Source organism: Oceanivirga salmonicida, from assembly GCF_001517915.1.
GTDB lineage: Bacteria > Fusobacteriota > Fusobacteriia > Fusobacteriales > Leptotrichiaceae > Oceanivirga > Oceanivirga salmonicida.
The window spans coordinates 1-13,761 of record NZ_LOQI01000015.1 but is presented as its reverse complement, the minus strand read 5'-3'; the positions used below and the strand labels follow the sequence as shown (position 1 = coordinate 13,761).

Below are 13,761 nucleotides of genomic sequence, written 5' to 3'. Positions count from 1 at the left end.
AGATTAATAAAATGAATTATGAATCAGTGATAGGTTTAGAGGTACATATACAATTAAAAACTAAATCTAAGATATGGTGTAGTGCTAGTGCTAATTATGATTTAGAAGATCCAAATACTTGTATAACACCTACATCTATTGGAGAACCTGGAGCATTACCTAAGTTAAATGATGAAGTATTAAATTATGCAATTAAAGCAGCCCTAGCATTAGGTTGCGAAATAAATAAAGTGAGTTATTTTGATAGAAAAAATTATTTCTACCCTGATTCACCTAAAAATTATCAAATTACACAATTTTATAAACCATATGCTCAAAATGGGAAATTAGAAGTAGTTACTAATAGTGGTAAGCAATTTAATGTTGAGATAGAAAGAATACAAATAGAAGAAGATACTGCTAAAAGCATACATACTACTAATGAAAGTTTATTAAATTTTAATAGAGCATCAATGCCTTTATTAGAAATAATAACTAGACCAGTAATACAAAATTCAGAACAAGCATATGCATATCTTAATGCATTAAAAGAAAGAATAAAATATACAAAAGCAAGTGATGTTAGTATGGAACTAGGTTCACTTAGATGTGATGCTAATGTTTCAGTTAGAAAAAAAGGGGAAACTAAATTAGGGACTAGAACAGAAACAAAGAATTTAAACTCATTTAAAGCAGTAGTCAAAGCAATAGAATATGAGATAAATAGACAAATAGAAGTTTTAGAACAAGGTGGTCGTATAGTTCAAGAAACTAGATTATGGGATGAAGAAAATGGTGTAACAAGAGTTATGCGTTCTAAAGAAGATGCAATGGATTATAGATATTTCCCAGACCCTGATTTACCTGCAGTTATAATCACAGATGAAAGATTAGAAAAAATGAAAGAATCTATGCCAGAATTTGCTGATGAAAAATTAATTAGGTTTATAAATGAATATAATATACCTGAATTAGAAGCAAAATCTTTGGTAAGTGAATTAGAACTTTCGAACTATTTTGAAAAAGTTGTAAATCTTACAAATAATCCAAGATTAGCATGTAATTGGATATTAACAGAAGTATTGAGAGTATTAAAAGAAAAAAATGAAAATATTGACGATTTTAATATTAGTGCTGATAGATTGGCTAAGTTAATAATGTTAATTGAAAATAATACAATTAGTTCAAAAATAGCAAAGGAAGTATTTAGTATAATGTTAACTAATGCAGATAATCCTGAAAAAATAGTTAAAGATAATAATTTAGTACAAGTTACAGATACAGGATTTATAGAAGAACTAGTAAAAAAAGTATTGTCTGAAAATCCAGAAGCAGTGCTTGATCTTAAAAATGGTCGTGATAGAGCAATGAAACATTTAATGGGACAAGCTATGAAATTATCAAAAGGAAAAGCAAATCCTAAGTTAGTAACAGATTTAATTAATAAGGAAATACAAAAATGATAAAAAGATATTTGAAATTTTTTGCACAATTAATAAAGGTAAATACAATATTGGCAATATATATATTAGCAATACTATTTGCTATGTTATTTTATATTTTAACATTATTTAAATACCAAATTATTGATTATTCAAATGCGCAAAAAACAGTTGAAAAATATAAATATGAAAATAAAAGTATTCACGCTAAACGGGGTAGTATAATATCATCAGATAAGCAAAAATTGGCATTTGATATAGAAAAATATGCTATATTACTAGACCCAATAAATATACCTGATGATAAGGTAGATGAAGCAGTAGAATTATTAAAAGAACATTTAAGTATAGATAAAGAAACTTTAAAATCTCAAATCTTGGAAAAGAAAGAGAAAAATAAGAGATTATTATCTATTAAAGAAGAAATAGATTTAAATTCTAAAAATATATTGATGAATTCATATAGAAAAGTTAGTAGAAATAAATGGATATTTTTTGAAACTATATCAAAAAGATATTTAACAGAAGGTAAAGATTTTCAAAATATAATTGGTTATCTTAATAGCGAAACAGAAGCAGTTTATGGATTAGAAAAATATTATGACGAATATTTAAAAGGGACTGACGGTATTAAAAGAGTATTTTTACCAGCAGTAAATACTGAAGAATTAAAAAGAGCAACATTACCATATTTAATTGATAGTGAGATATTAAAAGAAAGTGAAGCAGGTAACGATATACATTTAAATATAGATACTGTAATGCAATTTGCATTAGATGACGTACTACAAAAAACATATGAACAATATTCACCTGTATCTGTTATGGGTATATTAATGGAATCACAAACTGGAAATATAATTGCAATGGGTTCATATCCATATTCAGATAATAAAGCAGATATAAAAAATAGAAATATTACTGATTTATTTGAGCCAGGTTCAATATTTAAACCAATTACAGTAGCCGCTGCATTACAAGAAGGTTTGATAAATGAAAATACAATAATTCATTCTGATGGTTTTATAAAGGTTAGAGATAGAATAATACATGATCATGATTCAACAACTAAAGGTGATTTAACATTATCACAAGTAATAGCTAGTTCAGGGAATGTAGCCTTAGTTAAAATAGGAGCAATGTTAGATAATTCAGTATTTTATGATTATTTGCTAAAATTTGGATTTAATTCTAAAACTGGAATTGACACTTATTTCGAAAGTACAAGTAAACTATTCCCATTAAAATCATTTAGTGAAGTAAGAAAATCTAACGTATCATTTGGTCAAGGTATATCTATGACACAAATGCAAATGTTAAATGCATTAAATACTACAATAAATGGTGGTAAATTATTAAAACCACATTTAGTAAATAAGATTACTGATAAAAGTGGGAATATAATAAAAGAAAATAAAGTTGAAGTAGTAACACAAGCTATAGATGAAAGAATTTCTGCTAAGATAAGAAAAATGTTAGAAGGCGTTGTACTTACTGGAACAGGTAGAAAAGTTGCTATACCAGGTTACACTATAGGTGGTAAAACAGGAACTGCACAAAAAGCAGGACCTGGTGGATATCAAAAAGGTAAATATTTTTCATCATTTTTTGCATTCTTACCTGCTGATAATCCAAAGTATTCAATACTTATAACTGTAAATGAACCACATGGAGCATATTATGGTGCAGCAGTAGCACTTCCACCAGCAAGAGAAATATTACAAAAATTAATAAAATATAAAGGAATAAAACCTGATTTTATTGCACCAAAAGAACAAACAAATGAAGTAAAAAATAACATTATAAAAAAAGCAAAAAGAGTAAATGCAGATATTGAAAAAATAAATAATGCAAAAATTGATTTTGAAAATAATGTAATGCCTGATTTAGTTGGTATTAGTTTAAAAGATTTAATTAATATTAATCCTTTTGATAAATTTAATATTGAATATACAGGTAGTGGAAATGTTATAAATCAAAACATTGAAAAAGGAACAAAAATAGATGAAAATACTAAAATAAAACTTGAATTAAGATAGGAGTTAAAATATGTACTATAATCTACAAATTGGAAAAAGAAGTGTAAGTTTTACTTATAAATCTAATGAAGATATTAAACTTGGTACATATTGTTTAGTAGATTTTGCAAATAAAAAGACAAAAGGAATAGTAGTATCAAAATCACAAAATTTTAAATCTAACTTTGAAATAAAAGAAATTATAGAAGTTTTAGATGAAAAACTTGATGATAATTTATTTCAACTTGTTAAATTTGTTCATGAATATTATTTAGAACCATATTCAAGTTTAATACCATTGATAGAACAAAATAAATTTAGTGATGATATTAATATTGAAGTTAAAGAAGCGAAAAAATATGAAAGTAAATATACATTAAATAGTGAACAAGAAAATTTAGTTAGAGATATAGAAAATTCAAATGATAAATTTCATTTAATAAGAGGAATTACAGGTAGTGGAAAGACAATAGTATACATTGAATTAATACGAAAAGCAATAAATGAAGGTAAATCTTGTATATTTTTAGTTCCTGAAATATCATTAACACCTCAATTTTTAAATAAATTAGAGGATATGTTTGGTGATGTAATAGCAATATGGCATAGTAAATTATCTGCTAAAATGAAAAAGCAATATATTATGGATTTAGAACTGGGAAATAGAAAATTATTATTAGGAACTAGATCAGCAATATTTACTAAAATGAAAGATTTAGCATATATTATTATTGATGAAGAACAGGAAAATACTTATAAACAAGAAAACAGACCAAGATATCATATAAAAAATGTTGCAATAAAAAGATGCATGATAGAAAATTCAAAGTTGATACTTGGTAGTGCTACACCATCATTTGAAACATATTATCAAGTTCAAAAAGGATTAATTAAAGAACATATATTAGAGAATAGATATAGTGGTGCAAGTTTGCCAACATTTAAATTAATAGATTTAAATAATGAAAATACTTATTTAACTAAGCCATTGATAGATGAAATAAAATCTAAAATTGAAAAAAATGAACAAGTTTTGATATTACTTAATAGAAAAGCGTATTCTACTATAGTAAAATGTATGGATTGTAGTTTCATTATGGAATGTTTAAATTGTACATATAAATTAACGTATTATTCAAAAAAGAATATTTTAAAATGTAATCAATGTGAAAATACTTATAATTTTAAAAATATATGTTCAAAATGTTCTAGCAGTAACATTGAAAAAATAGGTTATGGTATAGAAAAATTAGAGGAACAAATATGTGAATTATTTGATGAAAACAGAATTCTTAGAATGGATTCTGATACTATGAATACAAATAATAAAATAATAAAAGCATATAATGAATTTTTAGATAAAAAATACGATATTTTAATAGGTACTAGTATGATAGCAAAAGGATTTCATTTTCCTAACGTTACATTAGTTTGCATAATAAATGCAGATCAAATGTCGGCTATTGCAGATTATAAAATACAAGAAAAAACTTATCAGTTAATAACACAAGCATCAGGTAGAGCAGGTAGAGCCCAAAAAAAAGGAGAAGTATTAATACAAACTTTTAATACTAATTCTGATTTAATAAAATCTATTATTTCAAATGATTATAAGTATATATACAGTAAGCAAATGAAATATAGAGAAGCTTTAAATTTTCCGCCATATAGTAAAAACATAAAAATTATATTATCTGATAAAAATGAGACTAGACTTACAACACAATCTATAATATTATATAATCAAATACTTAAAAAAATATCTAATATTGCTACTATATATGACGTCGCAGATGCATACATTTATAAAGTATCTGAAAGATATAGAAAAATTATAAATATTTTCTTTATTAAAGAAAATGAAAGAAAGGTAAAGCAAAATTTAGTAAACATAATAAATGAATTAAAATTAAATAATGGAACAAAATTATTAGTTGATGTTGATCCAACAACAATAATATAAAGGGGGATAAAATTGGATATACAGGTTTATGAAGAAAAAATATTAAGAACGGTTTCAACAAAATTAGAAATTGAGGAAATAAATGATGATTTGAGAGTTACATTAGATGAGATGGTAAAAACTATGCGGCTTGCTAATGGAATAGGATTAGCATCAAACCAAGTTGCTATTGATAGAAGATACTTTGTAATAGAAATAGATGAAATAATTAAAAAATGTATAAATCCAGAAATATTAGAAGTATTATCAGAAGATGTTGAAATGGATGAAGGTTGTTTATCTATACCGGGTATATACAAAAAAGTCCCTAGACCAGATAAAATAAGAGTAAGATATTTAGATGAAAATGCCAATGTTGTAGAAGAAGTTTTAGAAGGTTTATGGGCTAAGGCTTTTCAACATGAAAATGATCATATAAATGGAATGATGTTTATAGATAGAATTTCGCCATTAAATAAGAATTTAATAAGAAAAAAATTGGCATTACTTAAAAAAAATTCAAGACCAAGAAAGTTTTAGGTGAGTCATGATAAAAACAATATTTATGGGAACACCCGAATTTGCATTAAGTTCTTTGGAATATGTTCATAAAAATACAAATTTATTAGCAATATTTACTAAAGAAGATAAATTAAATTCAAGGGGAAATAAGATTATATATTCACCGGTTAAGCAATATGCTATTGAAAACAATATAGAATGTATACAAGAAAAAAATATACGAAGTAAAGAAGTGATAGATAAACTAATTGAATTAGAGCCAGATTTAATAGTGGTTGCTGCTTATGGTAAAATTATACCAAAATCAATCATTGATATACCTAAACTAGGAATAATAAATGTTCATTCATCATTATTACCTAAATATAGGGGAGCATCACCTATACATAATGCTTTACTAAATGGAGATACTAAAACAGGTGTTACAATAATGATGATAGATGCTGGTTTAGATACAGGAGATATGTTAGAAAAAGCAGAAGTTGAAATTTTAGAAGAAGATAATTTACAAACTTTGACTAATAAATTATCTGAAATAGCACCTATGGTTTTAAAAACGGCAATAGATAAACTAATTTTAGGTACTGAAACTAGAACAAAACAAGATGATAGTCTTGCAACAATTGTAAAACCAATAACGAAAGAACAGACTAAAATTAATTGGAATAATAATAAAGAAGATATTTTTAACTTAATAAGGGCTTTAAATCCTAAGCCATGTGCATATACAATATTAAATGGCAGTAGAGTAAAAATATATGAAAGTAAAAAAATTGAAACTATGTATGATAGTATTGGGAAAGTTGTAGAATTTACAAAAAATGGACCTATAATATCTTGTAAAAATGGAGCTTTATTATTAAAAACTATTCAAATGGAAGGTAAAAAAATACAATCTGGAATAGATTTAATAAATGGAAGAAAAATATGTGTTGGAGATGATTTAAATGATTAATGATATAAAATATAGTTCAAAAGATATATCAGATAAAATGGTTACAAGATTAACGAAATATCTAAGAATTTTAAATGAAATAAGAAAAGAAAAAGATAATGTTAATTCAGTAGAATTAGCAAATAAGATGAATACCACTTCATCACAAGTTAGAAAAGATTTGTCTACTTTTGGAGAATTTGGTGTACGTTCTAAAGGGTATAATATAGAAAAGTTAATAAAAATAATTGAACATATTCTAGTAATTGATGAAGAAAGTAAACTTGTAATAATAGGTTACGGGAATATGGGTTCTATGTTGGCTGCCAATGCTGATGTATTAGGTAAAGGCTTTAAGATTGTAGGAGTATTTGATAAAGATCCTAAAAAAATTGGGACTAAAATACCTAATTTAAATATTGAAGTATTAAATATCAAAAAATTGGAACAATTTTTAAAAGAAGAAAAAATTGAGAAAGCAATATTAGCAGTAAATAAAGAAGTTGCTCAAAAAATAGCAGATACACTTATGAAATTTGGAATAAAAGCAATTTTAAATTTAACTAGTTATAAAATAGTTAAACCTGACTATGTTGCATCAGTAGAAGTTGATTTTTCATTAAAATTACAAGAACTTAATTTTTGGAGAAAATATAATAAATTAAAATACGAAAATAAATAGATGAATAAATAATGGAGTGAAATAATATGATATCAAAATTTGACTTGATATATAAAGAAATTGTAGAAATAGTAGCAAAAAAAGGAGTATGGTCAAGCGGTTTTGTTAGAACTAAATACGCTGATGGAACTCCTGCTCATTATAAAAGTTATATAGGTTATCAATTTAGGTTAGATAATTCTACTGATGAAGCACATTTAATAACTACACGATTTGCTCCAAGTAAATCACCAATAAGGGAATTATACTGGATATGGATTATGCAATCCAATGATGTAGATGTATTAAACAAATTAGGATGTAAATTTTGGAATGAATGGAAATTAAATGATGGTACTATTGGTAAAGCATACGGTTATCAAATTGCCAAAAAAACTTTTTCATACAAATCACAACTTGACTATATTATAGGAGAATTAAAAAATAATCCTAATAGTAGAAGAATAATGACTGAGATATGGATTCCTAATGATTTAGAAGATATGGCTTTAACTCCATGTGTACATTTGACTCAGTGGTCTATTATAAATAATAAGTTATATCTTGAAGTAAGACAGAGAAGTTGTGATATTGCTCTTGGATTAGTAGCCAATGTATTTCAATATTCAATTTTACATAAACTAGTAGCATTAGAATGCAATTTAGAACCAGCAGATATTATATATAATATTCATAATTTACATATATATGATAGACATTATGAAAAATTATTAGAACAAGTTAATCGTAATACATATTCGCCAGCAAAAATTAAAATTAATAATTTTACAAATATTTTTGAATTTAAACCAGAAGATATTGAAATAATTAATTATGAATATGGTGAAAAAATAAAATATGAGGTAGCAATCTAATGATAGATAAAAAATATTATAAAAAATTAAAAATGGTAGTTTGTGTTACAAAAGATAATTTGATAGGGGATTTAAAACCAAACGGAAATGGATTATTATGGAATGTAAGAGAAGAACTTTTGTATTTTAAGTCATTAACAACTAATAATATTGTTTTATTTGGCTCTAATACAGCAAAGTATGTTCCGTTAAACCTAATAAAAAAAGATAGAGAAGTTTATATTTTGGAAGACGGTATAGATATTACTGATTTAATTGAGAAGTTATCTTTAAAAAATAAAAATATATTTGTATGTGGGGGATATTCTATATATAAATATTTCCTTAAAAACTATATATTTGATGAGATTTATTTATCAGTATTAAACGATAATGTTGAAGTGAAAAGTGCTGAAAATCCTTTATATTTACCTAACATTAATGACTTGGGTTATAAAATTTATTCTAAAAAAGAATTTGCTGATTTTGTAGCATATGTATATAAATTTAATACATTGTAATTAAAGAATATTGGAGAAGAAATGAAAATAGATGGTAAAAAAATAGCACAAGATTGTATTGAAAATTTAAAAATCAAATATGATGAATTAGTGAAAAAAAGTGGAAGAGATGCAATGCTAGTTGTTATAATGGTTGGAGACAATTATGCTTCTAGAATATATGTGAAAAATAAAGAAAAATCATGTGAAAAAATAGGTATAAAACCAAAAACAATAGTTTTAGATGAAAATATTTCTGAAAATGATTTGATAGATTTAATAAAAAAATTTAATAATGATAAAACAGTAGATGGAATATTAGTACAACTTCCTTTACCAGCTCATATGGATCAAATTAAAATTTGTTCATATATAGATGATGAAAAAGATGTCGATGGTTTTACACCAAATAATATAGGAAAATTGTTATTAGGTAAAGATGGTTTAAAGCCAGCAACTGCTAATGCTGTTGTAAAAATACTTAACACACATAATATACCTATTGCAGGATCTGATGTAGTTATAATAGGCAGAAGTAATATAGTAGGAAAACCATTATCAATGATGCTAACTAATATGTCTGCTACTGTGCAAACATGTCATAGGCAAACTAAGAATATAGATGACAAAATAAAAAATGCAGATATAATAATTGCTGCTGCTGGTTATAAAAATTTAATAAATGAAACACACAAATTTAAAAATGGAGTTACTCTAATAGACGTAGGAATTAATAGAGATAATAATGGTAAATTATGTGGTGATATTGCTTTTGATAAACTTATAGACAATCAAAATGTAAAATATATAACACCAGTTCCGGGAGGAGTAGGTCCAGTTACAGTAGCATGTTTAATGGAAAATATAATTGAGGGATTTGAAAGGAATATAAATGAAAAAAATATTGATTAGCATTACATTACTAGTTATAAGTACAACTTCATGTACTATGATAAATTTAGAAAATGAGGCTAAAATAGGAATTAATTTTATAAATAAAACTAACATAATACCTAAAATTAATGTCCTAAAAATTGGACGTAAAATTGCTAATAATGAAGAAGTGTATAAAGGTAATAGCAGAACAGAATATTCGACATTTGAATATAAAAATACTAAATTTGAAGTGTTTAAACCCAAACATAAAAATAATGATAAGGTAATATATTGGGTACATGGTGGAGCATATTATTATCCATTATCTAATGTATATAGAACTATGGCTACATATATGTTAGACGTAAACGATGAATATGATATAGTTTTTGTAAATTATGGATTAATACCAAAAAGTATTTATCCTGAAGCTAACATTGATGTAGAAAATGGTTTAGAATATTTGAAAACAAAATATAAAAATATAGTAATGTTAGGAGATTCGGCAGGTGGAAATTTAGTATTATCAACATTACTTAAAAGAAAAGATGAAAAAAAAGAATTAGTAGATGCTATAATACTTTACTCGCCATTTTTAGACATAACATTTAGTGTAGATAGTAGAATAAGAAATAAAGGAAAAGATATACTTATTGGAAATCCATATGACGAAAATTATGAATTTGAAAAATTATTAGTAGACAATGATTATTATAAAAATGTAAAAGATAAAGCCCATCCTTATATTTCACCGTTAAATGGAGATTTCTCAGGTTTTCCACCAGTATACATAGAAGTTGGAAAAGAAGAAGTGTTATATGATGATTCATTAATATTAGCTAATAAATTAAAAGTAGTAGAAATGGTTAGTATCTCTGGATTATTTCATGATTTCCAAATAATAGTACAATTTAGAACTTCAAGAGATACTGTTGATAGGGTTTATGAATTTTTGAAGAAAAATAATAATTGAAAAATTATTTGAAATGTCGTACTATATATTGTACGATTAAAAAAGGAGAAATAAAAAAATGAAAGAGAATTACTACCTCATAATTATTGCTATTTTAATCATACTAATTATACTTTTATACATAAAAATACATAATATGAATAAGAAATTAATGGAAATTAATGAATCTTCTAATGAAGAAGATATTAAAAATATGAAAAATGATATGGTTGAATTTATTGATACCACTGTAAAAGAAATAATGACACCTAGAACATCAATATTTGCATTAGAAATGAACGAAAAATTAATAGATGTACTTGATGAAATTATTGCACAAGGATTTTCTAGAATACCTATATATGAGGAAAATATAGATAATATTAAAGGAATATTATATATAAAAGATATATTAAATGCTGATACTAATGAAAAAATATCAAACTATGTGAAAAAAGCATTTTATGTGCCTGAAACTAAAATGATTTATAAATTACTTGAGGAATTTAAAACTAATCAAAAACATATTGCTATAATTATTGATGAATATGGGGGTACAGCAGGTTTAGTTTCAATAGAAGATATTTTAGAAGAAATTGTTGGTGAAATTAGAGATGAATACGATATAGAAGAAGATAAGATAAAAAAAATAGCAGATAATATATTTGAAATACAAGGAGAAACCCTTGTAGAAGAAATAAATGATGAGATAGATATTATGCTACCAGTTTCTGAAGAATATGATACTATATCAGGGTATGTTCAATATAATTTAGGTAAGGTTGCAAAAGTAAATGATCAAATAAACGAAAAAAAATATATAATAAGAGTTTTAGAATCAGAAAATAAAAGAATAAAAAAAGTAAAAATAATTCTTTTAAATTTAGGAGGTAATGCAAATGAATAGTGAAAACACTAAAATATTAAAAAATTTAATGAGAACAATACCTGATTTTCCAAGTGAAGGAATTTTATTTAGAGATATAACAACTATATTAAAAGATAAAAAAGGTTTAGAATTAATCATATCAGATTTCACAAATAGATATAAAGATAAAGGAATAGACTATGTTTTAGGTGCAGATGCTCGTGGCTTTATATTTGGTGCTGCATTAGCCTATAATATAGGTGCAGGATTTGTTCCAGCAAGAAAGATAGGTAAATTACCAGCTGAAACTTTAAAAGAGGAATATTCATTAGAATATGGTAAAAATGTATTAGAAATTCATAAAGATGCTTTGGGAAAAAATAGTAAAGTATTAATAATTGATGATTTATTAGCAACAGGTGGTACTGCAAAGGCAATGGTTAATTTAGTTGAAAAAGCTGGAGCTAATGTATATGAATTGGCCTTTTTAATAGAATTAGTTGATTTAAAAGGTAGAGAAGTTATAGGAGAAAATCATAAGGTATATTCTATACTGCAATATTAGGAGGAAGTTTTGATTAAAGAACACAATCATTCAAGTTTTTCACTTCACTATGAATTAGTCTTAGTAAGTAAAAACAAAACACCTATTTTTGAAGAAGAAATTGTAAAATTTGCAACAGAAACATTTAAAAATATTTCAGAAAATTATCAAATTATTTTTAAAGATGTACATTTTGGTAAAGATCATATGCATTTTAAATTTGAAGCATACCCAACAAGTAATCTATATAAGTTTATAAATGCATTTAAAAGTGCAAGTAGTAGAAAAATTAAAAATAATTATGAAAAAATAAGAATAATGTTAAATGGTTCAGCCCTTTGGGAAGCAAACTATTTTTTGATGACAGTAGGAATTAATTCAAAAGATCTTGTTCTACATTATTTAGAAGAAATGGTTAAATGCGATGAATTACATCACGAACATACAAAAGACTGTAATTTTTAAAAAAAGCGAAATGCTTTTTTTTTAGGAGATGGAAATGATATATGGATTAACAGGTGGTATAGCAACTGGGAAGTCAACTATATTAAATGAATTGAAAAAAAGAAATATTAAAGTAGTGGATTTAGATAATATTTCACATGAATTATTAGAAAATAAAGAAATTAAAAATGAAATATTAAAAAAAATTAGTAAAAATATTTTGACTACTGATAATAAAATTGATAGAAAAAAATTATCAAGTATTGTATTTTTTGACAAAGATAAACTTGAAATATTAAATAATATTATGCACAAAAAAATTATTAATCAAATGATAAATATAATAAAAAATAATAAAGATGATATTTTAGTTATTGAAGTACCTTTATTATTTGAATTAAATCTTGAAAAATATTTTGATAAAATAATTTTAGCCTATGCACCTAGACAGTTACAGTTAGAAAGAATTTTAAAAAGAGATAAAAAAACAATAAAAGAAGCAGAAAATATTTTAAATTCTCAATTTGATATTGAGATAAAAAAAGAAAAATCTGATATAATAATAGATAGTTCAAATAGTATTGAAAAATTAAGAGAACAAATAGAAAAGGAGTTTTAAAATGAGAATACAAAAAGCAGAATTTGTAATATCAGCAGTAAATATAAAAGGGTATCCTGAAAATTTAAAAAAAGAATTTGCATTTATAGGAAGATCTAATGTTGGTAAATCATCTTTAATAAATTCTTTGACAAATAAAAAGAATTTAGCGAGAACTAGTAAAACTCCTGGTAGAACTCAATTAGTAAACTTTTTCAAAATAAATAATAGTTTTTTATTTGTTGATTTACCTGGTTATGGATTTGCAAAAGTACCAATTGCTGTAAAAAAAGATTGGGGTAAAATTATTGAAAATTACTTAACAAGTGAAAGAGATAAAATTCTATTTCTTTTATTAGATATTAGGAGAATACCATCACAAGAAGATATGCAAATGTTAGAATGGCTAGAACATTATAACATAGAATATTACATAATTTTTACTAAAAATGATAAGTTATCTAATAATCAAAGATTTAAACAATTAAAAGAAATAAGAAAAAAATTAGAGTTTAGTAATGAAGATGTATTTTTCCATTCATCACTAAATAATACTGGTAAAGATGAGTTACTAGAATTTATTGGAGAATGTTTGGGAGAATAATATAGGTAATGGAAAGTAACATA

15 protein-coding genes are annotated in these 13,761 nt (G+C 24.7%); all 15 read left to right on the top strand.

Annotated elements, in window-relative coordinates; all coding sequences use genetic code 11:
- Positions 1–11 precede the first annotated feature (11 nt).
- The 15 genes from gatB (at position 12) to yihA (ending at position 13,738) form a co-directional block, all read left to right on the top strand.
- Positions 12–1,442, top strand: a complete 1,431-nt coding sequence (gatB, locus tag AWT72_RS03155) for an Asp-tRNA(Asn)/Glu-tRNA(Gln) amidotransferase subunit GatB (RefSeq protein WP_082680520.1) — start codon at positions 12–14, stop codon at positions 1,440–1,442.
- Entirely contained in the window at positions 1,439–3,460 is a 2,022-nt protein-coding gene (locus tag AWT72_RS03150) for a PASTA domain-containing penicillin-binding protein (RefSeq protein ID WP_067140703.1), read from the top strand. Before gatB ends, AWT72_RS03150 begins: the two co-directional genes overlap by 4 nt.
- Positions 3,461–3,470: 10 nt before the next feature.
- A complete protein-coding gene (gene priA, locus AWT72_RS03145) occupies positions 3,471–5,402 on the top strand; it encodes a replication restart helicase PriA (protein ID WP_067140701.1) in 1,932 nt (643 codons plus the stop codon).
- Between the two features lie 12 nt (positions 5,403–5,414).
- Positions 5,415–5,921 (top strand): peptide deformylase, encoded by a 507-nt coding sequence (gene def / locus AWT72_RS03140; RefSeq protein ID WP_067140699.1) that lies wholly within the window; start codon positions 5,415–5,417, stop codon positions 5,919–5,921.
- A gap of 7 nt (positions 5,922–5,928) precedes the next feature.
- Positions 5,929–6,858 (top strand): methionyl-tRNA formyltransferase, encoded by a 930-nt coding sequence (gene fmt, locus AWT72_RS03135; protein ID WP_306765420.1) that lies wholly within the window; start codon positions 5,929–5,931, stop codon positions 6,856–6,858.
- Positions 6,851–7,519 (top strand): redox-sensing transcriptional repressor Rex, encoded by a 669-nt coding sequence (locus AWT72_RS03130; protein ID WP_067140691.1) that lies wholly within the window; start codon positions 6,851–6,853, stop codon positions 7,517–7,519. Before fmt ends, AWT72_RS03130 begins: the two co-directional genes overlap by 8 nt.
- Before the next feature lie 26 nt (positions 7,520–7,545).
- Positions 7,546–8,373 (top strand): thymidylate synthase, encoded by an 828-nt coding sequence (gene thyA, locus AWT72_RS03125; protein WP_067140687.1) that lies wholly within the window; start codon positions 7,546–7,548, stop codon positions 8,371–8,373.
- Between the two features lie 2 nt (positions 8,374–8,375).
- A complete protein-coding gene (locus tag AWT72_RS03120) occupies positions 8,376–8,873 on the top strand; it encodes a dihydrofolate reductase (RefSeq protein ID WP_067140762.1) in 498 nt (165 codons plus the stop codon).
- A 21-nt stretch (positions 8,874–8,894) separates the two neighbouring features.
- Positions 8,895–9,764: a bifunctional 5,10-methylenetetrahydrofolate dehydrogenase/5,10-methenyltetrahydrofolate cyclohydrolase gene (locus AWT72_RS03115; RefSeq protein WP_067140684.1), complete on the top strand. Its 870-nt coding sequence runs from the start codon at positions 8,895–8,897 to the stop codon at positions 9,762–9,764.
- Positions 9,745–10,701 carry an alpha/beta hydrolase gene (locus tag AWT72_RS03110; RefSeq protein WP_067140670.1) on the top strand — a complete coding sequence of 319 codons (957 nt, stop codon included), beginning with the start codon at positions 9,745–9,747 and terminating at the stop codon, positions 10,699–10,701. The genes AWT72_RS03115 and AWT72_RS03110 overlap by 20 nt, the downstream gene beginning before the upstream one ends.
- A 136-nt stretch (positions 10,702–10,837) precedes the next feature.
- On the top strand, positions 10,838–11,587 hold the full coding sequence (locus AWT72_RS03105) for a hemolysin family protein (RefSeq protein WP_197407597.1): 750 nt from the start codon (positions 10,838–10,840) through the stop codon (positions 11,585–11,587).
- The gene (locus AWT72_RS03100; protein WP_067140664.1) at positions 11,580–12,113 is read left to right on the top strand and encodes an adenine phosphoribosyltransferase; all 534 of its coding nucleotides are present in this window, start codon (positions 11,580–11,582) and stop codon (positions 12,111–12,113) included. Before AWT72_RS03105 ends, AWT72_RS03100 begins: the two co-directional genes overlap by 8 nt.
- Before the next feature lie 9 nt (positions 12,114–12,122).
- Positions 12,123–12,557, top strand: a complete 435-nt coding sequence (tnpA, locus tag AWT72_RS03095; RefSeq protein ID WP_067140661.1) for an IS200/IS605 family transposase — start codon at positions 12,123–12,125, stop codon at positions 12,555–12,557.
- Between the two features lie 34 nt (positions 12,558–12,591).
- Positions 12,592–13,155: a dephospho-CoA kinase gene (gene coaE, locus AWT72_RS03090; RefSeq protein ID WP_067140658.1), complete on the top strand. Its 564-nt coding sequence runs from the start codon at positions 12,592–12,594 to the stop codon at positions 13,153–13,155.
- Position 13,156: 1 nt separating this feature from the next.
- The gene (gene yihA / locus AWT72_RS03085; protein ID WP_067140654.1) at positions 13,157–13,738 is read left to right on the top strand and encodes a ribosome biogenesis GTP-binding protein YihA/YsxC; all 582 of its coding nucleotides are present in this window, start codon (positions 13,157–13,159) and stop codon (positions 13,736–13,738) included.
- Positions 13,739–13,761 lie beyond the last annotated feature (23 nt).

Bases quoted from the DNA above. Each gene is read 5' to 3' on its own strand.
- coaE (WP_067140658.1), top strand. From the start codon at position 12,592: ATGATATATGGATTAACAGGTGGTATAGCAACTGGGAAGTCAACTATA.
- AWT72_RS03115 (WP_067140684.1), top strand. From the start codon at position 8,895: ATGAAAATAGATGGTAAAAAAATAGCACAAGATTGTATTGAAAATTTA.
- AWT72_RS03110 (WP_067140670.1), top strand. From the start codon at position 9,745: ATGAAAAAAATATTGATTAGCATTACATTACTAGTTATAAGTACAACT.
- AWT72_RS03105 (WP_197407597.1), top strand. From the start codon at position 10,838: ATGAATAAGAAATTAATGGAAATTAATGAATCTTCTAATGAAGAAGAT.
- priA (WP_067140701.1), top strand. From the start codon at position 3,471: ATGTACTATAATCTACAAATTGGAAAAAGAAGTGTAAGTTTTACTTAT.
- thyA (WP_067140687.1), top strand. From the start codon at position 7,546: ATGATATCAAAATTTGACTTGATATATAAAGAAATTGTAGAAATAGTA.
- AWT72_RS03150 (WP_067140703.1), top strand. From the start codon at position 1,439: ATGATAAAAAGATATTTGAAATTTTTTGCACAATTAATAAAGGTAAAT.
- fmt (WP_306765420.1), top strand. From the start codon at position 5,929: ATGATAAAAACAATATTTATGGGAACACCCGAATTTGCATTAAGTTCT.
- AWT72_RS03100 (WP_067140664.1), top strand. From the start codon at position 11,580: ATGAATAGTGAAAACACTAAAATATTAAAAAATTTAATGAGAACAATA.
- yihA (WP_067140654.1), top strand. From the start codon at position 13,157: ATGAGAATACAAAAAGCAGAATTTGTAATATCAGCAGTAAATATAAAA.
- AWT72_RS03130 (WP_067140691.1), top strand. From the start codon at position 6,851: ATGATTAATGATATAAAATATAGTTCAAAAGATATATCAGATAAAATG.
- gatB (WP_082680520.1), top strand. From the start codon at position 12: ATGAATTATGAATCAGTGATAGGTTTAGAGGTACATATACAATTAAAA.